This window comes from Nocardia sp. NPDC005825 (assembly GCF_040630175.1).
Classification (GTDB): Bacteria; Actinomycetota; Actinomycetes; order Mycobacteriales; family Mycobacteriaceae; genus Nocardia.
Window position 1 is genome coordinate 27,697 of the sequence record NZ_JBEXXC010000023.1, and the last position, 19,613, is coordinate 47,309.

At 67.6% G+C, this 19,613-nt stretch carries 20 protein-coding genes, 1 tRNA gene and 1 pseudogene; 5 read left to right on the top strand and 17 right to left on the bottom strand.

Translation table 11 applies throughout. The features are described from left to right. Positions 1-35 precede the first annotated feature (35 nt). From ABZ382_RS34585 to ABZ382_RS34610, 6 genes and pseudogenes are all read right to left on the bottom strand, one after another. Entirely contained in the window at positions 36-731 is a 696-nt protein-coding gene (locus ABZ382_RS34585; RefSeq protein WP_357098028.1) for an ABC transporter ATP-binding protein, read from the bottom strand. A gap of 132 nt (positions 732-863) precedes the next feature. Then, positions 864-1,772: pseudogene (locus ABZ382_RS34590) on the bottom strand (ABC transporter ATP-binding protein); the annotation flags it as partial. Between the two features lie 35 nt (positions 1,773-1,807). Continuing rightward, entirely contained in the window at positions 1,808-3,040 is a 1,233-nt protein-coding gene (locus ABZ382_RS34595; protein WP_357097898.1) for a branched-chain amino acid ABC transporter permease, read from the bottom strand. Next, positions 3,037-4,077 (bottom strand): branched-chain amino acid ABC transporter permease, encoded by a 1,041-nt coding sequence (locus tag ABZ382_RS34600; protein WP_357097901.1) that lies wholly within the window; start codon positions 4,075-4,077, stop codon positions 3,037-3,039. The genes ABZ382_RS34595 and ABZ382_RS34600 overlap by 4 nt, the downstream gene beginning before the upstream one ends. 79 nt (positions 4,078-4,156) lie before the next feature. Next, complete coding sequence (locus ABZ382_RS34605; protein WP_357098031.1) at positions 4,157-5,347, bottom strand: branched-chain amino acid ABC transporter substrate-binding protein; 1,191 nt, start codon at positions 5,345-5,347, stop codon at positions 4,157-4,159. 271 nt (positions 5,348-5,618) lie between these two features. Further along, entirely contained in the window at positions 5,619-6,242 is a 624-nt protein-coding gene (locus ABZ382_RS34610; RefSeq protein ID WP_357097904.1) for an ANTAR domain-containing response regulator, read from the bottom strand. 222 nt (positions 6,243-6,464) lie between these two features. Here ABZ382_RS34610 and ABZ382_RS34615 point away from each other — a divergent pair. Further along, positions 6,465-6,551 (top strand) — tRNA-Leu (locus ABZ382_RS34615). Between the two features lie 26 nt (positions 6,552-6,577). On the opposite strand, the gene ABZ382_RS34620 is transcribed toward ABZ382_RS34615, so the two are convergent. Then, the gene (locus tag ABZ382_RS34620; RefSeq protein ID WP_357097907.1) at positions 6,578-7,339 is read right to left on the bottom strand and encodes a ferritin-like domain-containing protein; all 762 of its coding nucleotides are present in this window, start codon (positions 7,337-7,339) and stop codon (positions 6,578-6,580) included. Positions 7,340-7,384: 45 nt separating this feature from the next. Next, positions 7,385-8,320, bottom strand: a complete 936-nt coding sequence (locus tag ABZ382_RS34625; RefSeq protein WP_357097909.1) for an NAD-dependent epimerase/dehydratase family protein — start codon at positions 8,318-8,320, stop codon at positions 7,385-7,387. 112 nt (positions 8,321-8,432) lie between these two features. Between ABZ382_RS34625 and ABZ382_RS34630 the strand changes: the two genes are divergently transcribed. The 4 genes from ABZ382_RS34630 to ABZ382_RS34645 all read left to right on the top strand — a co-directional run bounded on the left by ABZ382_RS34630 (position 8,433) and on the right by ABZ382_RS34645 (position 10,925). Then, positions 8,433-8,867, top strand: coding sequence for a hypothetical protein (locus ABZ382_RS34630; RefSeq protein WP_357097912.1), 435 nt, complete (start codon positions 8,433-8,435; stop codon positions 8,865-8,867). Positions 8,868-8,953: 86 nt separating this feature from the next. Then, a complete protein-coding gene (locus ABZ382_RS34635; protein WP_357097914.1) occupies positions 8,954-9,466 on the top strand; it encodes a DUF4188 domain-containing protein in 513 nt (170 codons plus the stop codon). A 194-nt stretch (positions 9,467-9,660) separates the two neighbouring features. Next, entirely contained in the window at positions 9,661-10,368 is a 708-nt protein-coding gene (locus ABZ382_RS34640) for a low molecular weight phosphatase family protein (RefSeq protein WP_357097917.1), read from the top strand. A gap of 194 nt (positions 10,369-10,562) precedes the next feature. Further along, a complete protein-coding gene (locus ABZ382_RS34645; RefSeq protein WP_357097919.1) occupies positions 10,563-10,925 on the top strand; it encodes a hypothetical protein in 363 nt (120 codons plus the stop codon). Positions 10,926-10,979: 54 nt separating this feature from the next. On the opposite strand, the gene ABZ382_RS34650 is transcribed toward ABZ382_RS34645, so the two are convergent. The 9 genes from ABZ382_RS34650 to trpB all read right to left on the bottom strand — a co-directional run bounded on the left by ABZ382_RS34650 (position 10,980) and on the right by trpB (position 19,608). After that, positions 10,980-11,891 (bottom strand): acyl-CoA thioesterase II, encoded by a 912-nt coding sequence (locus tag ABZ382_RS34650; protein ID WP_357098034.1) that lies wholly within the window; start codon positions 11,889-11,891, stop codon positions 10,980-10,982. A 13-nt stretch (positions 11,892-11,904) separates the two neighbouring features. Continuing rightward, positions 11,905-13,329, bottom strand: coding sequence for a pyruvate kinase (pyk, locus tag ABZ382_RS34655; RefSeq protein WP_357097921.1), 1,425 nt, complete (start codon positions 13,327-13,329; stop codon positions 11,905-11,907). Between the two features lie 90 nt (positions 13,330-13,419). Continuing rightward, entirely contained in the window at positions 13,420-14,088 is a 669-nt protein-coding gene (locus tag ABZ382_RS34660) for an amino acid ABC transporter permease (RefSeq protein WP_357097924.1), read from the bottom strand. A 20-nt stretch (positions 14,089-14,108) separates the two neighbouring features. Then, on the bottom strand, positions 14,109-14,864 hold the full coding sequence (locus tag ABZ382_RS34665; RefSeq protein WP_357097927.1) for a transporter substrate-binding domain-containing protein: 756 nt from the start codon (positions 14,862-14,864) through the stop codon (positions 14,109-14,111). Between the two features lie 192 nt (positions 14,865-15,056). Beyond that, positions 15,057-15,557: an NINE protein gene (locus ABZ382_RS34670; protein WP_357097930.1), complete on the bottom strand. Its 501-nt coding sequence runs from the start codon at positions 15,555-15,557 to the stop codon at positions 15,057-15,059. A gap of 55 nt (positions 15,558-15,612) precedes the next feature. Further along, entirely contained in the window at positions 15,613-16,083 is a 471-nt protein-coding gene (locus ABZ382_RS34675; protein WP_357097933.1) for a hypothetical protein, read from the bottom strand. 129 nt (positions 16,084-16,212) lie between these two features. Then, the gene (gene lgt / locus ABZ382_RS34680) at positions 16,213-17,409 is read right to left on the bottom strand and encodes a prolipoprotein diacylglyceryl transferase (protein ID WP_357097936.1); all 1,197 of its coding nucleotides are present in this window, start codon (positions 17,407-17,409) and stop codon (positions 16,213-16,215) included. Between the two features lie 115 nt (positions 17,410-17,524). After that, positions 17,525-18,325, bottom strand: a complete 801-nt coding sequence (gene trpA, locus ABZ382_RS34685) for a tryptophan synthase subunit alpha (RefSeq protein ID WP_357097939.1) — start codon at positions 18,323-18,325, stop codon at positions 17,525-17,527. Continuing rightward, complete coding sequence (trpB, locus tag ABZ382_RS34690; protein WP_357097942.1) at positions 18,322-19,608, bottom strand: tryptophan synthase subunit beta; 1,287 nt, start codon at positions 19,606-19,608, stop codon at positions 18,322-18,324. The genes trpA and trpB overlap by 4 nt, the downstream gene beginning before the upstream one ends. Positions 19,609-19,613 lie beyond the last annotated feature (5 nt).

The following is a 19,613-nucleotide window of genomic DNA, read 5'->3' on the forward strand; positions in this document are numbered from 1 at the left end:
GTGACCGGCCCGAATGCTTTTCGGGCCCCGGCGGATCAGCCGACGCCGAGGTAGGCGGACTTGACGGCGGGGTCGGTGAGCAGGGCTCGGCCGCCTCCGGTCTTGGTCACCTCACCGGTTTCCAGGATGTAGGCGCGGTCGCTGCGGGTCAGGGCCTGCTGGGCGTTCTGTTCGACCAGCAGGACCGTGGTGCCCTGGGCGTTGATGTCGGCGATGATCCGGAAGATCTGCTGGATCACCATGGGGGCCAGGCCCATCGACGGCTCGTCGAGCAGCAGCAGCTGCGGGCGGGCCATGAGGGCGCGGCCGATGGCCAGCATCTGCTGCTCGCCGCCGGAGAGGGTGCCGCCCACCTGGCGACGACGTTCCTGCAGGCGCGGGAACAGCTCGAAGACCCAGTCCAGTGTCTTCGCGTAGTCCGCCTTCGACGCGAACGGCCGTGCGTGGCAGCCCATGTCGAGGTTCTCCTGGACCGTCATGCCCGGGAAGACGCCGCGGCCCTCGGGGGCCTGGATCAGGCCCGCCACCACGCGTTCGTGGGCCTTCATGCGGGTGATGTCGCGGCCCTGGAACATGATGCGGCCGCGGGTCAGCGGCAGCAGGCCCGACAGGGCGCGCATGGTGGTGGTCTTGCCCGCGCCGTTCGCGCCCAGCAGGGTGACCAGCTCGCCCTGCCCGACCTCCAGCGAGATGCCGTGCAGCGCTTGGATTCTGCCGTAGTTCACGACCATGTCCTCGACCGTCAGCAGCGGCTCGCCGGTCGCGGCGGTGGGCGTGACGGAACCGGGCGCCTGCTTCGCCAGGTCCGGAACCGGCTCGGCGGCAATGCTTCGCGCCTCGGCCGCGTCCTCGGCCGACTCGGCGTCGGCCTCGTCGGGCACGCCCAGATAGGCGTTGATCACCGCGGGATCCTGGCGGATCTGCTCGGGCAACCCGTCGGCGATCTTGCGGCCGAACTCCAGCACCACGATGCGGTCGGTCACGCCCATGACCAGTCGCATGTCGTGCTCGATGAGCAGCACCGTGTAGCCGTCGTCGCGGATCTTGCGGATCAGATCCATGAGCGCGGACTTCTCGCTCGGATTGAACCCGGCGGCGGGCTCGTCCAGGCACAGCAGTTTCGGCTCGGTCGCCAGCGCGCGGGCGATCTCCAGGCGGCGCTGATCGCCGTAGGAGAGGTTGCGCGCCTTCTCGACCGCGTGCGCCGCGATGCCGACGTACTCGAGCAGCGCCATGCCGCGCTCGAGCGAGTCCTTCTCCTCCTCGCGGTGCCGCGGGGTGCGGAAGAGCGCGCCCGGGACCGAGGTCTTGTGCCGGGCGTCCGCGCCGACGACCACGTTCTCCAGCGCGGTCATCTCCCCGAAGAGCCGGATGTTCTGGAAGGTGCGCGCGATGCCCAGCCGGGTGATCTCGTTGCGCTTGGTCTTGGTCAGCGGCTTGCCGTCGAAGTAGACCGTGCCGTCGGACGGGCGGTACACCCCGGAGATGGCGTTGAAGCAGGTGGTCTTGCCCGCGCCATTGGGCCCGATGAGTCCGAGGATCTCGCCGCGGCGGATCTCGAAGCTCACATTGTCGAGCGCGGTCAGGCCGCCGAACCGCATGGTGAGTCCGTCGGTGCGCAGCAGCGGCGCGCCGACCGCGGTCTCGATGTCCCGGTGCGGCGCAACGACTTCCGCGACCACCTCGGGGTCCTTGTAGACGGGCAGCACCTCGGTCACGTCGAGCGTGCCGGCGCTGGGCTCCACCTCGGGCCGCGCGTACCCGGCCGCCATGTCCTCGTTGTCGAACAGCGCGTCGCCCGGCCCCGTCACTGTGCGGCTCCTGTCGTCTGCGCGGCCGGCGCCGGCCGTCGCACCGCCCGATACACCTGCCGCCCGTAGGTCAGCAGTTTCTGGCGCGCCGGGAACAGACCCTGCGGCCGGAAGATCATCACGACCACCAGCGTGAGACCGAAGAAGAGGTACTTGTAGTCACCGAGCGACTGCCCGCCCACGTTCACGCCCATGAACCGGTTGGGCAGGTACACGATCAGGAACGCGCCGACGATCACGCCGAGCTTGTTGCCCTGACCACCCAGCACCACCGCGCACAGGAACAGCATCGAGTTGATGACGTTGAACCCCTGCGGATTCACGTACTGCACCTGCCCCGCGTACAGCGCGCCCGACAGGCCGCCGATGGCCGCGCCGATCATGAACGCCCACAGTTTGAACTTGAAGGTGGGCACGCCCATGATCTCGGCAGCGTCCTCGTCCTCCCGGATGGCGACCCACGCGCGGCCCACCCGGCTGCGCTCGAGATTGCCGACCAGCATGAGCACGACGACCACCAGGACGATGCCCAGCCAGTACCACCAGGTGCCGGAGTTGGCCCGGTCCAGCACATTCCAGGTGTGCACGTCACCGAGATTGCCGGAGGAGAAGTAACCGCCCGGATGGGTGTCGGACTCGCCGAGGTGCGGGTACTGGATGCGGGACAGGCCGAGGCTGCCGTTGGTGATCTCGGGCAGATTGTCGGCCAGCAGCCGGACGATCTCACCGAAGCCCAGGGTCACGATGGCCAGGTAGTCGCCGCGCAGGCGCAGCGTCGGCGTGCCCAGGATGAGACCGGAGATCGCGGTCGCCAGGATCGCGATCGGCACGCAGGCCAGCCACGCCCACTTCGGGTCGAGCCAGCCGCCGTTGGTCTGATTCCAGGGACTGTTCGGACTGGTCAGCAGGCCGACCGAGTACGCGCCGACCGCGTAGAAGCCGACATAGCCCAGGTCGAGCAGACCCGCCTGCCCGACAACCACATTCAGGCCGATGGCGATGAGCGCGTACATGGCGAACTGCGCCATCACCCCGCCGAAACTGGTGCCGGGCGTGTCCAGCAACGGCAGCTTGAACAGCGGCAGCGCGGCCAGCACGATGATCGCCGGAATGCCGAACGCCCACTGCGCCGGGCGCGAGAGCCCGGCCCACCAGGCGCGGATGGCGTCGCCGACGCCCCGGCCCGCGGGTGAGCTCTGCGGCGCGGGAGTCGTTTTCGTGTCGGTCATGCGCGCGCCCTCCCCAGGCTCTCCCCGAGAATGCCGGTGGGCCGGACCATGAGCACCGCGACCAGCACCACGAACGCGACCACGTCACGCCACTGATCGCCGAAGAGCACCTGGCCGTAATCCTCGGCCAGGCCGAGCAGCAGGCCGCCCAGCAGCGCGCCGCGCAGGTTGCCGATGCCGCCCAGCACCGCGGCGCTGAAAGCCTTGATGCCCAGGATGAATCCGCCGTTGTAGATGATCCCGTTGGGGATCTTGAGCGTGTACAGCAGCGCGGCGGCGCCCGCGAGCACACCGCCGATGAGGAAGGTCAGCATGATGACCCGCTCCCGGGAGACGCCCATCAGCGTCGCCGTGTCGGGGTCCTGGGCGACCGCGCGAATGCTGCGGCCGAATTTGGTCCGGTTGATGAGCAATTCGGTGGTGAGCGCCAGCGCCACCGCGGCCAGCACGATCACCAGCGCGATATTGGTGACCGACGCGCCGAAGATCTTGAACTGCTCGGTGGGCGTCACCAGCTGGATCGGCTGCTGCGCGTTGGTGCCGCCGAGCTTGTTGCCGGTGAGCTTGGGCAGGATGTAGTGCACGAATTCCTGCAGCACGAACGACATTCCGATCGCGGTGATCAGGAAGATCAGCGGTTTCGCGCCGCGTTTGCGCAGTGGCCGGTACGCGACTCGTTCGAGCCCCACCGCGGCCGCGCCGGAGACCAGCATGCCGAAGACCATGGCCGCTGCGAGGTAGACCACGGTCAGTCCGACACCCTGGGAGTACGTATCACCGCTCGCCGCGAATCCGAACACCATCAATCCGACCAATTGGCCGAAGGTGCCGAGCATGAATACTTCCGAATGGGCGAAATTGATCAGGCGCAACACACCGTAGACGAGTGTGTAGCCGACCGCGACCAGGGCATAGATCGAGCCGTAGGTGAGTCCTTCGACGGTGAGCCGCCAGAATTGATCGGCGACCCCGGACAGATCGAACTTGATGGACCCGCTCGCGAGGAGGGTCACATCGGCCAAAGCGGGTGCAGACATTCGTTACTTTCCGCTGTCGTGGAAAACAGCGTGTGCCGAAACGAAATTCGGCACACGCTGTTCCGATTAACAGTGATCGCTACTTGACCTGATACATCCAGATCAACGCGTTGGCCAATTCACCGGTGGAACCCCACTTGTACTGACGCGCCAGACCCTGGCCGTCGTAGCCGCGCACGTATTCGACCAGGTCGGGGCGGGTGACCTTACCGGCCTCGATGCCCTTGAGCACGATCGTGGTCAGGTCGTAGCCCTCGGTCGAGTAGGTGCCGGGCTCGTAGTTGTTGAACGCCTTGTAGGCGGTGGCGAACTTGTCACCGGCCGGACCACACGGGCAGGAGAGCAGCGCGTCCTTGGACTTGCTGCCGGCCTGCTTGGTGAACTCGACGTCCTTGGTGCCGTCGTCGGAGATGAAGGTCGCGGTCACGCCGCCGTCACGCAGCTGGCTCACCAGCGGGGCGGCCTCGGCGTAGTAGCCCGCGTAGAAGATGCCGTCCGGCTTGGCCGATGCCATCTTGGACACCGTCGCCGAGAAGTCCTTCTGCTTCGCCTTCACGCTGGCCGCGCAGCTCGGGTCGGCGATCGGGCCCAGGCCCTCGGTGACAGTCTTGGCCAGGCCGGTGCCGTAATCCGAGTCGTCCTGGATGACGCAGATCTTCTTGAACTTGCCGGTGCCCTTCAGGTATCCGGCCACCGCCGGGCCCTGGATGCCGTCATTGCCCAGACCGCGGAAGAAGTTGGTCCAGCCGTTGGTGGTGAGGGTGACGTTGGTGGCCGACGGCGTCAGTGACAGCAGGTTGGCCTGGTTGAGGATCGCGCCGGTCGCCTTGGTCTCGCCGGAGAAGGTGGGGCCGATCAGCGCCACGATCGACGGGTCGCTGACGATGGTCGGAATGACCTGGGTGGCCTTCTGCGGGTCGCCCTCGGTGTCGAATTCCTTGACCGAGACCTGGCAGCCGGGGTTGGCCTTGTTGTGCTGGTCCAGCGCCAGCTTCACACCGCGGATGATGTTGAGGCCGAGGTTGGCGTTGTCGCCGGTCAGCGGGCCGGCCATCGCGATGGTCTGCGGGGCGCACTTGCCCTTGCCGTCACCGGCGGGGTCGGCGGCCGCGCTGGAGTCCGTGACCGGGACCTCCTTGCCCTGCGAGTCCACCTGCACCAGGGGCGCGATGGTCAGATTCGACCCGCCTCCACCCGAATTGTCCGTCGATTTGCTACTGCAGCCGGCACTGCCCAATGCGAGTACGGCCGCGGCCCCGACGACAAGCATCTTGACCGTGCGACTGTGCCGCAGGGTCGACGTGCGCGTCATTGAACCAAGCACGATTCACCTCATGTTCTGTGCGCCCCCGGGGTGACCGAGGAGGGCCGCCCCATCGATCGGCCCGCACAGAAACATAGTCGGGCCACGTTAGGTCCGCATCACATTCGAATCATCCATGTGACATCGCAACTAAAGTGGAACGCCCTGTTGTTACCGCACTGTAAATTTCCTCAGTGCATTAGTGGCAACAACAGGGCGACGACCCGGCAAATGCGACTTACTTCGGTGCGAGGTTCTCCAGCACCACTTCCGCGACCGCCTTCATAGTGGTGCGACGATCCATGGCGGTGCGCTGAATCCACTTGAACGCCTGCGGCTCGGATAGCCCCTGGGTCTGCATGAGCACACCCTTGGCACGCTCCACCAGCTTGCGCGTCTCGAGCCGGTCGGTGAGGTTCGCGACCTCGCTCTCGAGCGCGGCGATCTCATGGAATCGCGATGCGGCCAATTCGATGGCCGGCACCAGATCCGACTTGGTGAACGGCTTCACCAGGTACGCCATCGCCCCCGCGTCGCGTGCCCGTTCGACCAGGTCGCGCTGGCTGAAGGCGGTCAGGATGACCACCGGCGCAACGCGTTTCGACGCGATCTCGGCCGCCGCGTCGATGCCGTCCCGGCGCGGCATCTTCACGTCCATGATCACCAGATCCGGACGCAGCTCCACAGCGAGGTCCACGGCCTGCTGACCGTCACCCGCCTCACCCACCACGTGATAGCCCTCCTCGGAGAGCATCTCCACCAGGTCCATCCGGATGAGCGCCTCGTCCTCGGCAACCACCACCCGCTTGGGGGCGGACGCCGCAGCGTCCTTCTTCGAACCGCCCCCTGCTGTCGTTCCCATAGATGAACCCCTGTCGCTTCCGAAATCCGATACCCGATGCCACCTCGTCTTGCGCCACCCTCACAGGACCAGCACGCACCCGAGTCTCCCAAAGAGTACCGTTCACCCGGCCCTACAACCCACGTACCCAGCGCAAACCGACCAGTATCACAACCCTGTAGTGCGCCGACCCCCTCGATTAGTTGGTTTGCACCACTACCCGCTATCATTTCCCTCCGGTGCGCCGAGTTGGCGGAATTGGCAGACGCGACGGTCTCAAAAACCGTTGCCCGGAAGGGCGTGTGGGTTCGATTCCCACACTCGGCACCAAGGGAGATCTCGGATCCGGAGATCGGTCACCCAATCACTTCCCCCGCGTTTCGCGGATTCGCCGACGGCTGCGCACGGTCCGGCCGCGGTAGGGCGGTCGCACAGATCGGGCCGAACAGCGCGCGTGCGGTGCGCGCGAATTCTCTTCGGGTGCAGCCCAATTGACGTAACGCCCGGCCGTGATCGACCAGCACCACCGCGATCGCGACGTGCAGGATTCCCCGCCAGACAGCGCGGACGAGGGGACGTAATCCGGGCGGTGTGGCGGCGAAGGCGAGGCGCAGACGCTGCGCGTGGAACGGAATGTGGCGTTGCTCGTCGGCCAGGATCAGGGCGGCGGTGCGGGTGGCGAGCGGGTCGCGGGCGCCGTCGCGGAGCGCCGAGTAATAAGGGATGGCGATGACCTCGGCGATCGACAGCACCATGAGTTCCAGCCGCAAGCCCAGTCCCCGGCGCAGGACGACGAAGACCGCGTCGGTCCAATGGCGCGAGATCGGCCGCTCCCCCGCGGCGTGCAGGAGGTTCAGCAGCAGCCGCGCGTGGTTCGCCTCCTCGGCGACGAACAGCCGAACCGCCGCAGCGTAAACCGGATCCCCGGCGGCGTCGGCCTTGGCGATGAGATGCGCCCCGTCACCCGACTCCCCCACCTGAAAACGCTGGATACTGCGCACGAGGGCGGGATGCAGGGTCGCGCCGGCGGTCCAGTCCGGGTCGCCGGTCCGGGCCCGGGCACGCGCCTTGGCCTCGAATTCCGCAGTCCACCGGGTGAATTCATCCGAGTCGCGCATGCGAACCCTCCGTTCTCCATTATTCGGGCCGTTCGCACACCGACACTAGGAACCGGATGTGCGGTCCCGGCGGACACCGTGTGGAGATTCTGTGGCCGTATCGCGGATGATCGCGTCGATGGTGGAACGAGTTGGCTTCCAGCCCATTTCGGCGATCGCCTGGGATGGGTCGACGACCAGGACCGGCGGTTCCGGGGCCGGGGGCCGGTGGTCGAGGGCGACCCGGCGACCGGTCACCCGTTCCACCGCGGCGACCACCTCGATGATGCTGGTGCCGTGACCGCTGCCGATGGTGTAGCGGGCGACCACGCCGGGGGTCGACAGGTGGTCGACGGCCGCCGTGAAAGCGCGGGCGGCATCGTCGACGTGCAGGTAGTCGCGGGTGGCGGTGCCGTCACCATTCACCGGCAGGGGTGAATTCCCCGCTGCCGCAGCCAGTGCGCGCGGGATCAGGCGGGTCGGATCGGGGTCGGCGCCGCCGGCGATATTGGACAGGCGGAGGATCACCGCCGCCAGATCACCGGACTGGGCCGCGCCTTCGATGGCCAGCTCGGCGGCCAGCTTGCTGCGGGCATACGGATGCGGTGGGGCGTCCGGGAGGTCTTCGGCCATCGGCTGCCGGTCGGGGGTCCCATAGATCGCGGCGGTCGACGCGAAGACCAGGCGCGGGACGCCGGCGGCGGACATGGCCTCGAGCAGCGTGAGGGTCGCGGTGGTGTTGCCGCGGAAGTAGCGCAGCGGCTCGGACAGGGACTCGCGGGCCCGGGTCAGGCCGGCGAGATGGCAGACCGCGTCGATGTCGCGCAGGGCGCGGGCGAGCGCGGGTTCGTCGAGCAGATCGGCGGTGCGGACCTCGGCGGCGCCGGGGATCGGCGGGGCGGCGGCGCGGATCATGGCGACGGGTTCGTGGCCCGCGGCGGACAGGGCCGCGACGACGGCGCGGCCGAGATATCCATTCGCTCCGGTAACCAGTACACGCACTCGGTCATCATGGCGCATGATCGGTGGGCCGTTGTTCCGGAAGCTGTATGGAGGCCGTATGCGAATCCCGAAGACCTCGATGGCGAGAGGCGGGTGGGGCCTCGCCGTGGGTGTGCTGATCGCGGGGCTCATCGGGGGATGCGGATCGGAGACGGACGGGCACGCGATGCCCGAGACGACACAGACGGGGATGACGACCGTGCGACAGAATTCCACGACCACGAATTCCGCGAAGGACACCACGAAAGCCTCGGGCGGATTACCCGCGGCGGCGAATGGGACCGATCTGGGGGCCTGTTCGAAAGGTAATTGCGAAATTCGGGTCGATGGGCCCACGACCATTCCGGTCCCCGGATATTCGCGGATCGGCGGCAGTGTGCGGATCGGGGAGATCAGCGCCCTGTCGACCACGGCGTCCACCACGGTGTTCGGGCTGCCGGTGAGCGGATCCACCGGGGTCGGCGGGACCATTTTCCTGAATGGCCTGACCGTGAAGATAGTTGCTGTCCAGGGCAGCTCGGCGGTCCTGCGGTTGAGTACGTCGTAGACTCGATTCGCAGGACCGCGTTTCGAACCGCGGGCACGGGAGCCACGTAGACCCGCACAGAGGAGCCAACCGTGCGGAGGTCACGAATGCCGGTGAAGAGAACGACCGCCGACCTGGCCGACTATCCGGACCTGGTCGTGATCCTGCTCGGCATGCGCGTGCACAGGCCGCGCGGGATGCTGCGGCTGCTGGGCCTCGGGCCGAAGCTGTACAGATCGCATCAGGATCGGCCCGACGGGCTGCTGTCCCACGAGGACGTGGTGTGGTCGCTGTTCCCGCCGCACTGGGGGGCGCGGCAGTACTGGCGGGACCTGGAGAGCCTGGAGCGGTGGACGCGGTCGGACCCGCATCGGGACTGGTGGCAGCGGTTCCTGCGGGACTCCGGCGGGACCGGGTTCTGGCACGAGGCCTATTTCTCCAGGGGTGGAATAGATTCCGTGTACGACGACATGTCCGCGGACATCGGACTGGCGCGATTCGCGCCGATCGTCCCGGCCCGCGGGCGACTGTTCTCCACCCGCGGGCGCACGCGCGGCGCCGCATCCGAAATCGCGCCCGTGGTAACGGAATCCGCGTTGTACGGCACGACCGACGAATAATCGTCGAGCTATTGATTCGGCGTGCGCGAAAAGGCATGATCGTCCGCGATGCCGTTGGCCCGCCGGACACTCCGGTAAACACCCGCCGACAACAGGTGAGCGACATCCGGCCACCGCATGAACAATCCGGTTGAAACGTGTGATTCGGTCACGGAACTGTTTCGAATCGACAACGGCGGGCATAGGTTGTCCGCATGCACGTCCTGTTCGTCTGCAGCGGAAATGTTTGCCGATCCGTCATCGCCGAACGCCTCACCTTGGCGGTGGCCGCCGACCACGGACTACAAGAGCTCACCGCCGAGAGCGCCGGCGTGCGCGCCCTGGTGGGCTTCCCCGTGGAACCCCTGGCCGCACAGACGATTACCGGCCTCGGCGGTGACGCCTCCAACTTCAAGGCCCGGCGGCTCAAGCCCGAGATGGTGCACCGCGCCGACCTGGTGCTCACCATGACCGAGAAGATCCGCGACCAGGTTCGCGAACTCGTGCCCGCCGCGCTCCCCCGCACCTTCACCCTGCTCGAGGCGTACCGGATCGCGAAGGTCAGCGGTGCGCGCACCGTGGTCGGCCTGCACGCCGCGCGCGACGACCTGGCCTATGTCGGGCGCGAGAACATCTCCGACCCGGTCGGACTGTCCCCGCAACAGTATTGCGATGTCGGCGACAAGATCGCCGAGGCGCTGGTGCCGCTGCTGCTGGCGATGCACGCGCATCAGCATCCGCAGGCCACGCTGCGCCCGCGCAGCGCCGCCGACGGGCAGCCGCCGCTGCTGGTGATAGACGGCGGACGCGGCGAAGCGGGCAGACGCCCCGAATCACCCAGAGCGGCAGCGCAATCACCGGCCACGCCGTCGCCTCATCCGATCCAGTACCCGGCCCGCCGCGCGGCGGAATCCGCCGGATAGCAGGGGAACCCGGCAAACCGGCCGGTCGGAGTCCGCGTGTCAATACACCTTGCTGCCGCGATGGTCCGGTAAGGGATTACACTCTCGCGCGGAACACTTATCCGTTCCGCCGAACGCCACTGCCGGTGGTTCGACACAAGAACAGGACCAAGGACATGCCGAAGCGCATTTCGGATGTTTCGCTCCATGTTTACGTGACACCTCACACCCTGCGCCGCGTCACCGAGACGGTGTGCCGGGTGGTCGACGAATACGTCGCCGATCGAGATATCTTCGCGTGGCGCTTCACCCTCCCGGTGGAGTGCGACGATCCCGCCCACACGGTGCTCGAAACCCAGTGGCGGCTGGATCATCCCGCCGCCGAACCGGGCGAGCGCCGCACCTACGAGATCGCGCTCAGCCTCGTCGGGGAAGCCCGCCAGCTCACCAAGGCGGGCATCGCCAAACTGGAGCAGCGGCTGCTGCTGGAGCTCTCCGCGGGTGAGCCGATCCCCTACATCGTGCACGCCCTGCAGCGCGAGAACTTCGACCTCGAAGAGAATCGGGAACTGATCTAGCCCGGACGTGACAACGGGCCGCACCCCCAGGGGTACGGCCCGCCATCGCGTGTCTCAGCGGCGCGCCGGGAAGTGGCGGATCACGCCTTCCTGGACGGTCGTCGCCAGCAGGTCGCCGTTCGTGGCGTAGAAGTGCCCGCGGGCCAGGCCGCGCGAGCCCGCCGCCACCGGCGACTCGGTCGCGTACAGCGACCAGTCGTCGAAGCGGAAGGGCCGGTGGAACCAGATGGAGTGGTTCACCGTGGCCGCGATGATGCGGTCCCAGCCCCACGACAGGCCGTGCGTGGTGATGATCGAGTCCAGCACCGTGGTGTCGGACGAATACGCCAGCGCCGCAACGTGAATCAGCGGATCGTCGGGCAACGCGCCGTCGGTGCGCATCCAGACCCGGTTGTGGCCGAGGCTCTCGCCCTTGCCCTTGAGGATCCAGGCCGGGTCGTTGGTGTAGCGCATCTCGATGGGATGCGGTGCGTCCACGAACATCTGGAGCTTGTCCTCCATGCCCGCGAACGACTCCTCCACGCGCGGAAGGCCTTCCGGTCCGGGCACGTCGGGCAGGGGTGTGCCGTGCTCGAGCCCCTTGCCCCAGTCCTGGAAAGCCGCGAGCATGACGAACAGCTCCTGGCCGTCCTGGTACGCGGTCACCGTGCGGTTGGCGATGGAGCGGCCGTCGCGATGCCGATCGACGTGGTATTCGATCGGCTGCTTCGGGTCGCCGCCGCGCACGAAGTGCGCGTTCACCGCGTGGATGGGCCGTTCCGGTCCCACGGTCCGGCCCGCGGCGATGATCGCCTGTGCGACCAGCTGGCCGCCGAACGTGCGGCTCCACACCTTCTCGGGGTGATGTCCGAGGAAGATGTCGGGGCCGTTCTCCTCGAGATCGAGCAGACGCAGCAGCACCCGCAGATCATCCGATAGCCCGGCCCCCTCGGGGTCCGCGACGACGTCCGCAGACGTCTCGTCCAGCGACGCACTCAAATTAGTGGTCCTCCTCGCCGATGCGATGCACGTGGATCAGGTTGGTGGACCCGACAGTACCCGGCGGGGAGCCGGCCACGATGACCACGAGATCACCCTTGCTGTACCGCCCGATCGACAACAGCGCGTTGTCGACCTGGTGGATCATCTCGTCGGTCGTGCCCACCGGAGGAACGATGAACGTTTCGACGCCCCACGTCAAGGCCAGCTGACTGCGAATCGCGGACTGCGGGGTGAAGGCCAGCAGCGGCAGCGGGGTGTGCAGGCGAGCCAGGCGGCGCACCGTGTCACCGGACTGCGTGAACGCCACCAGCGCTTTGGCATTGAGGCGCTCGCCGATGTCGCGGGCGGCGTAGGAGATGACCCCGCGCTTGGTCCGCGGCACGTGGGTCAGCGGCGGCACCCGGGTCGAGGACTCGGACTCCACCGCGTGCACGATGCGGGCCATGGTGCGCACGGCCTCGATCGGGTAGTCGCCGACCGAGGTCTCGCCCGAGAGCATGACCGCGTCCGCGCCGTCGAGCACGGCGTTGGCCACGTCGGAGGCCTCGGCGCGGGTCGGGCGCGAGTTGGTGATCATGGATTCCAGCATCTGGGTGGCCACGATGACCGGCTTGGCGTTCTCCCGCGCCATCTGCACGGCACGCTTCTGCACCAGCGGCACCTGCTCGAGTGGCAGCTCGACGCCGAGGTCGCCGCGGGCGACCATGATGGCGTCGAAGGCCAGCACGATGGCCTCCAGATTGTCGATGGCTTCGGGCTTTTCGAGCTTGCCGATGACCGGCACGCGGTGGCCCACGCGGTCCATGATGTCGTGCACCAGCTCCACGTCGGAGGGCGAGCGCACGAAGGACAGCGCGATGAAGTCCACGCCCAGCTTCAGGGCGAATTCCAGGTCGTCGATGTCCTTTTCGGACAGCGCGGGCACGGACACGTCCATGCCGGGCAGCGAGACGCCCTTGTTGTTGGAGACGGGGCCGCCCTCGGTGACCTTGCAGATGACGTCGTTGTCATCGACGCTCAGCACGGTCAGCCCGACCTTGCCGTCGTCCACGAGCAGGCGGTCGCCGGGCTTGGCGTCCTTGGCCAGGTGCTTGTAGGTGGTGGAAACACGGTCGTGAGTGCCGATGACATCCTCGACGGTGATACGGACTTCCTCGCCGGTGTTCCACACCGTTTTGCCGTCGCCCTCGAACCGGCCCAGCCGGATCTTGGGGCCCTGCAGGTCGGCGAGGATGCCGACCGCGCGACCGGCGGTATCGCTGGCCGCACGCACCTTCTTGTAGTTCTCGGCATGATCGGAGTGCTCGCCGTGGCTGAAGTTCAGGCGCGCAACGTCCATGCCACTTTCGACGAGCTCACGAATCCGGTCCTCGGATGACACTGCGGGTCCGAGGGTGCACACAATCTTCGTTCGTCGCATCACGCGTTCAACCCTAGACCTGTGGTAAGGCTCATGCCGACCCCGGCACACACATATACGGTTCTTGTAAGCACCCGTTCAGCTATCGGCAGGTCATCGGGCGACGTGCCTGGCCAGACGGGTCTCCAGGAAGGTTTGGAAGAATCCCAGGATGAGGCAGACAACCCAGTAATAGATGGCGGCCACGCCGTAGAGGGCGAAAAAATCGAAGGTCGGCGCGGCAGCCATCTGCGCGGTGCGCAGCAACTCGGTGACCAGGATGGTCGACGCCAGCGAGGTGTCCTTCACCAGCGAGATCAGCGTGTTGGACAGCGGCGGCACCGCGATGCGGGAGGCCTGAGGCAGGATCACCAGCCGCAGCGACTGGGCGTAGCTCATGCCGACCGAGTACGACGCCTCCCACTGCCCGTGGGCCACCGAAAGAATCGCGGCCCGAATGATTTCCGCCGCGTACCCGCCCACATTGAGGCTGAACGCGATGATCGCCGCCGGGAACGGCTCCAGCACGATGTCGAACGCCGGCAGGCCGAAGAAGATGATGAACAGCTGCACCAGCAGCGGCGTACCGCGAATGATCGAGATGTAGACGCGTGCGGCCGCCGACAGCGGCCACACGCTCGACATCCGCGCCAGCGCCACGAACAGCGCGATCACCAGCCCGATCAGGAAACTGATCGCGGTCAGCGGCAGCGTCTTGTTCACCGTGGCCTCGAGCATGGGCCACAGGTTGTGCCGGATCAGCGCCCAGGTGGCGTCGTCCATGTCGAAATGCCCCGCGCCGCTTACTTGCTGACGTCGGTGCCGAAGTACTTCTCGGAGATCTTGGCCAGGGTGCCGTCGGCGCGCAGCTCGTCGAGAGCCTTGTTCACCTGATCGGTGAGGGCCTGGGAGTCCTTGCGGGCGGCGAAGGCCTGCTTGGAGGTCTCACCGGTCTTGCCGGCGACCTGCACGATGCCCGCGCCCTGCTGCTTGGCGTAGGCGTTCACCGCGAGGGTGTCGTTGACGGTGGCGTCGGCGCGGCCGGTCTTGAGCAGCTGCACGGCCTCGACGAAGCCGGGGATGGCCTCGACCTTGCAGCCCGCGCCGCGCGCGACCTCGGCCCAGTTGCTGGTCTCGGACTGGGCGCAGGTCTTGCCCGACAGGTCGGTGAGGGCGTGGATGCCGCCGTTGCCGGTCTTGGTGACGATGACGCCCTCGGAGACCGTGTAGGGCTGCGACAGCGAATACTTCTGCTCGCGTTCGGGTTTGACGGTCACCTGGTTGGCGACGAGGTCCACACGCTTGGATTCCAGGGCCGCGAACAGCGAGTCCCAGGGCGCGGTGGTGAACTCGACCTTCTTGCCGAGCTTGTCGCCGACGGCCTTGATCACCTCGACGTCGTAGCCGGTGAGGCTGCCGTTGTCCTGGTAGGTGAAGGGAGAGTAGTTGCCCTCGGTGCCCACCTTCAAAGTGTTCGCGTCGTCCTTGCTCGAGCTGCAGGCGACGAGCCCGGCTGCGGCGACGACGGCGAGCAGGACGGCGGCTAGCTTGTGGCGCACGACGGGGACCTCTCCTCGGGCGTGTGGGGTGAACACGCGACAAACAACCGACAAAGGGTACGCCGCGGACCGACCGGGCGGCACGGCAACCATCACGATGCGCGAAAACCTGGATCCGGCTCCGGCCCGATGATAAGCGCGAACGGCCGCCACCCGGTCGAGTGACGGCCGCCGATATGCGGAGTGTCGCGCTCAGTCGCGCAGCGGACGCCCCTGGAGATCGGGCACCTTGCCGGTGAGGATCAGGATGCCGTCGATCAGCGCCCAGATACCGCAACCGCCACAGGTGACCAGCTGCAGCACGCCGATCGTGGTGTAGCCCAGGTAGAAACGGCCGATTCCGAAACCGCCGGCGAGCAGCTGCAACAGGCCCGCGGTCAGCTTGCTCTTGTCCGACAACGGAACTCCGAACGGATCCCGGCCGAACGGGGCCTCCGGGTCCGCGCCGTAGGGTCCGTACGGGCCGGGCGCGGCGAACTGCTGCGGCTGGCCGTAGGGCTGGCCCGGCTGCGCGAACTGCTGGGGCTGGCCGAACTGGTCACCCGGCTGGCCGAACTGCTGGCCGGGCGCGGCGAACTGCTGGGGATCCGGATAGGGCTGCTGGCCGTAGGGCTGTCCGTACTGCGGGCCCGTGCCGGGCGCGCCGTACTGCGGGCCGTCCTGCGGCGGCTGTTTCTGGAAGGGATCGGTCACGCAGGAATTATCGCGTGCCGTCGCGGATTCGTTGCCGGGCGAAGCGAATCGACCGCTACATGGCGCTGAGTGTGCGCGCGTAGTTCACCTGGTGCATGACCATCGGGAAGGTGGATTCGTTGTGCACCGCGATCATCGCCGAGTGGAACCGGCCCGCGCTGTTCACGGTGACCTGCACGTATCCGGCCACCACCTTCTGCTTGATGAGCAGGAACAGCAACCCGAGGAAACAGAAGGGCAGGAACAGGATCGCCAGCACGATGGCGTACGGCGGGGTCCGCTCCGAGGATTGCGACATATCGGTCGCGGTCCAGATCGCCCCGCGCAGCGGGAAACTGCCCGACGGAGTGGTGATCAGACCCTCCGAGACCGCGATATCGCCGATCGCGATCAGGAACCCGGGTTGTCGCGGAGCGGCCGCGGGCATCGGAGCCGGGAGGCCGTACTGCTGCCCCGCCGGTCCGGTGCCCGGTGGACCGTACTGTGGCCCACCGAAACCGGGTTGCTGCTGATACGGACCGGTCACTCGCCCCTCCTGGCATGCGGACGGGTGCTCCCGCCGACCCGTTCCCCCTACGGCCGCACCGGCGGCCGTCGATGCCCGATTGTCTCCCGAATCACCGCGCCGCGCTACGGGATTCGCGCGATTCCATGATCAGGAATCGCTCTTGCTGTCCGCCTTGTCCGCGGTGTCGGACTTCTTGGCGACCTCGACCTTCTCCGGCTCAGCCGCGGCCTCGGCCTTGTCGGCGGGCTCCGCGTCGTCGGCAGGCTCTGCCTTGTCAGCGGATTCGGATTCGGCCTCGTCAGTGGATTCGGCCTGGCCGGCTGAGTCGTCGGCGCCGGACTTCTCCTCAGCGGACTCCTTCGCCGCGGCGCCCGTGCTCGGAATCGCGGGTTCGGTCGCGACGGCCGCTCCGTAGGCGCGCAGTGCGCCGAACTGCCATGGCCAGGGGCGTTCCGCGCCCGCCCGCACCTGCGCGGGAGTCTCCCGGCCCTTGGTGGCGAGCAGGAAATAGGCCACGGCGCAGACGAATACGATCGCCGAGGTGAAGGTGTTCACGCGCAGGCCCGCGATGTGGGTGGCCTCGTCGTCGCGCAGCAGTTCCACGAAGAACCGGCCGAAGCAGTAGATGGCCACGTACAGGGCGAACAGACGGCCGTGGCCGATGCGGAACTTGCGGTCCACGTACAGCAGGATCGCGACGCCCAGCAGGTTCCACAGCAGCTCGTAGAGGAACGTCGGCTGCACGACGTGCACCACCACGCCGTTGGAGACGCCGTTCATCGGGTCGGAGCCGCCGTTGGCGTCGAAGCGGTCGAAGATCTCCAGACCCCACGGCAGGGTGGTCTCGCGGCCGAAGAGCTCCTGGTTGAAGTAGTTGCCCAGGCGACCGATGGCCTGCGCCAGCAGCACGCCCGGCGCGATGGCGTCACCGAAGGCGGGCAAGGGGATTCGATAGTGGCGGCAGCCGATCCAGGCGCCGAACGCGCCCAGCAGCACCGCGCCCCAGATGCCGAGCCCGCCCTGCCAGATGGCCCACCAGTGGGCGTCGGCCTTGCGATGCGGGCCGAAGTACTTCTCCCAGTCGGTGGCCACGTGGTAGAGCCGCCCGCCGATCAGGCCCAGCGGCACCGCGAACATGGCGATGTCGAGCACCGCGCCGGACTCGCCGCCGCGGGCCACCCACCGCTTCTCGCCCAGCCAGATGGCCGCGACGATGCCGATGATGATGCAGATCGCGTAGGCGCGCAGCGGGAACGGCCCGAGGTACCACACGCCGCGAGGCGGACTGGGGATATAGGCCAGGACATCGGCGCCGGTGCTCTCGGCAAGGGCTCGTAAGGTCACGAGTCCCCACCGTAGCAGTGTTCGAGCGACCCCTCCGTACGGCCACGGGCAGGTTCACGGCCGAAAAGAAAGGTGTATACCGAATTCGGTACACACCTCTCAAAAGGTCCTTCGGCTAGGAAGCGACCGCCGCCGAGCGGACGCCCTGCGCCAGCTCGTCGGTCAGCGCCCGGATCGCGTCCAGGCCCTGCGCGGCCGCCGTCACCAGGGCCGAGCCCACGATGACGCCGTCGGCGTAGGAGGCGATCTCGGCGGCCTGCGCGCCGCTGCGCACACCCAGGCCGACGCCGATCGGAATGTCGGAGTGGGCGCGGATGCGGGCGCACAGCGCCGGAGCCATCGACGACACCGCGTCACGCGCGCCGGTGACGCCCATGGTGGAGGCCGCGTACACGAAGCCCTTGGAGGCCTCGAGGGTCTTGACGAGCCGCTCCTCGGTGGAAGACGGCGCGACCAGGAAGATGCGGTCCAGGTTATGGGTGGAGGACGCCACGAACCAGTCGTCGGCCTCCTCCGGAATCAGGTTGGGGGTGATCAGGCCCAGACCGCCCGCCGCCGCGAGATCGCGGGAGAAGCTGTCCACGCCGTACTTCAGCACCGGATTCCAGTAGGTCATGACGACGGCCTTGCCGCCCGCCTGGGAGATGGCCTCCACGACCTTGAACACGTCGCGCACCCGCACGCCACCGGCCAGGGCCTGTTCGGCGGCACGCTGGATGGTGGGGCCGTCCATCACCGGATCGGAGTAGGCGACGCCGACTTCGATGATGTCGCAACCGGATTCGACCATCGCCTTGCACGCGTCGATCGAGCCCTGCACGTCCGGATAGCCCGCGGGCAGGTAGCCGATGAGCGCGGCGCGGTTCTCCTCGCGGCAGGCCGCGAAGGTGTTGGCGAGACGGGACTGCTGGCTCACTTGTCGTCCCCCTCGGGCGTGTCGAACAGCCCGAACCACTGGGCGGCGGTGTCCATGTCCTTGTCACCGCGGCCGGACAGGTTGACCACGATGATCTTCTCCGGGCCCAGCTCCTGACCGAGCTTGATCGCGCCCGCCACCGCGTGCGCGGACTCGACGGCCGGGATGATGCCCTCGGCACGGCTCAGCAGCAGGAGCGCGTCCATGGCCTCGGTGTCGGTGACCGGGTAGTACTCGGCGCGCCCGATGTCCTTGAGGTAGGCGTGCTCCGGGCCGACGCCCGGGTAGTCCAGACCCGCGGAGATCGAGTGCGATTCGATCGTCTGCCCGTCCTCGTCCTGCAACAGGTACGAGTACGCGCCCTGGAATGCGCCCGGGCTGCCACCGGTGAAAGTGGCGGCGTGACGGCCGGTTTCGACGCCGTCGCCGGCGGCCTCGTAGCCGATCAGGCGCACGGCCGGATCGTCGAGGAAGGCGTGGAAGATGCCGATCGCGTTGGAACCGCCACCGACGCAGGCGGTTACCGCGTCGGGCAGGCGGCCGGTGTGGGCCTGGATCTGCTGCCGCGTCTCCAGGCCGACGACGCGCTGGAAGTCGCGCACCATGAGCGGGAACGGGTGCGGGCCCGCGGCCGTGCCGAAGCAGTAGTAGGTCTGCTCGGCATTGGTGACCCAGTCGCGCAGCGCCTCGTTGATGGCGTCCTTGAGGGTCTGCGAACCCGTTGTCACGCTGATGACTTCGGCGCCCAGCAGGCGCATGCGGGCCACGTTCAGCTGCTGGCGCACGGTGTCGACCGCGCCCATGTAGATGACGCACTCGATGCCCAGCAGCGCGCACGCCGTGGCGGTGGCGACGCCGTGCTGGCCCGCGCCGGTCTCGGCGATGACACGGGTCTTGTTCATGCGCTTGGCCAGCAGCACCTGGCCGAGCACATTGTTGATTTTGTGAGAACCGGTGTGGTTCAGGTCTTCCCGCTTCAGGAAGATGCGCGCGCCGCCCGCGTGCTGCGAGAGGTTCTTGCACTCGAACACCGGCGAGGGACGCCCGGTGTAGTCGCGCTGCAGCCGGTCCAGCTCGTCGAGGAAGTTCGGGTCCACCCGGCACTTGTCGTATTCGGCGGTGACCTCTTCGATCACGGCCATCAGCGCCTCGGGCACATGGCGGCCGCCGTACACGCCGAAGTGGCCGCCCACGTCGGGTTCGTGACTCTTGTGCGCGACACCGTCGCTGGCCTGGGGCAGGCCGAGAGTGTTCTTGCCGGACAGCTTTTCGGTCTGTGTCATCGCTT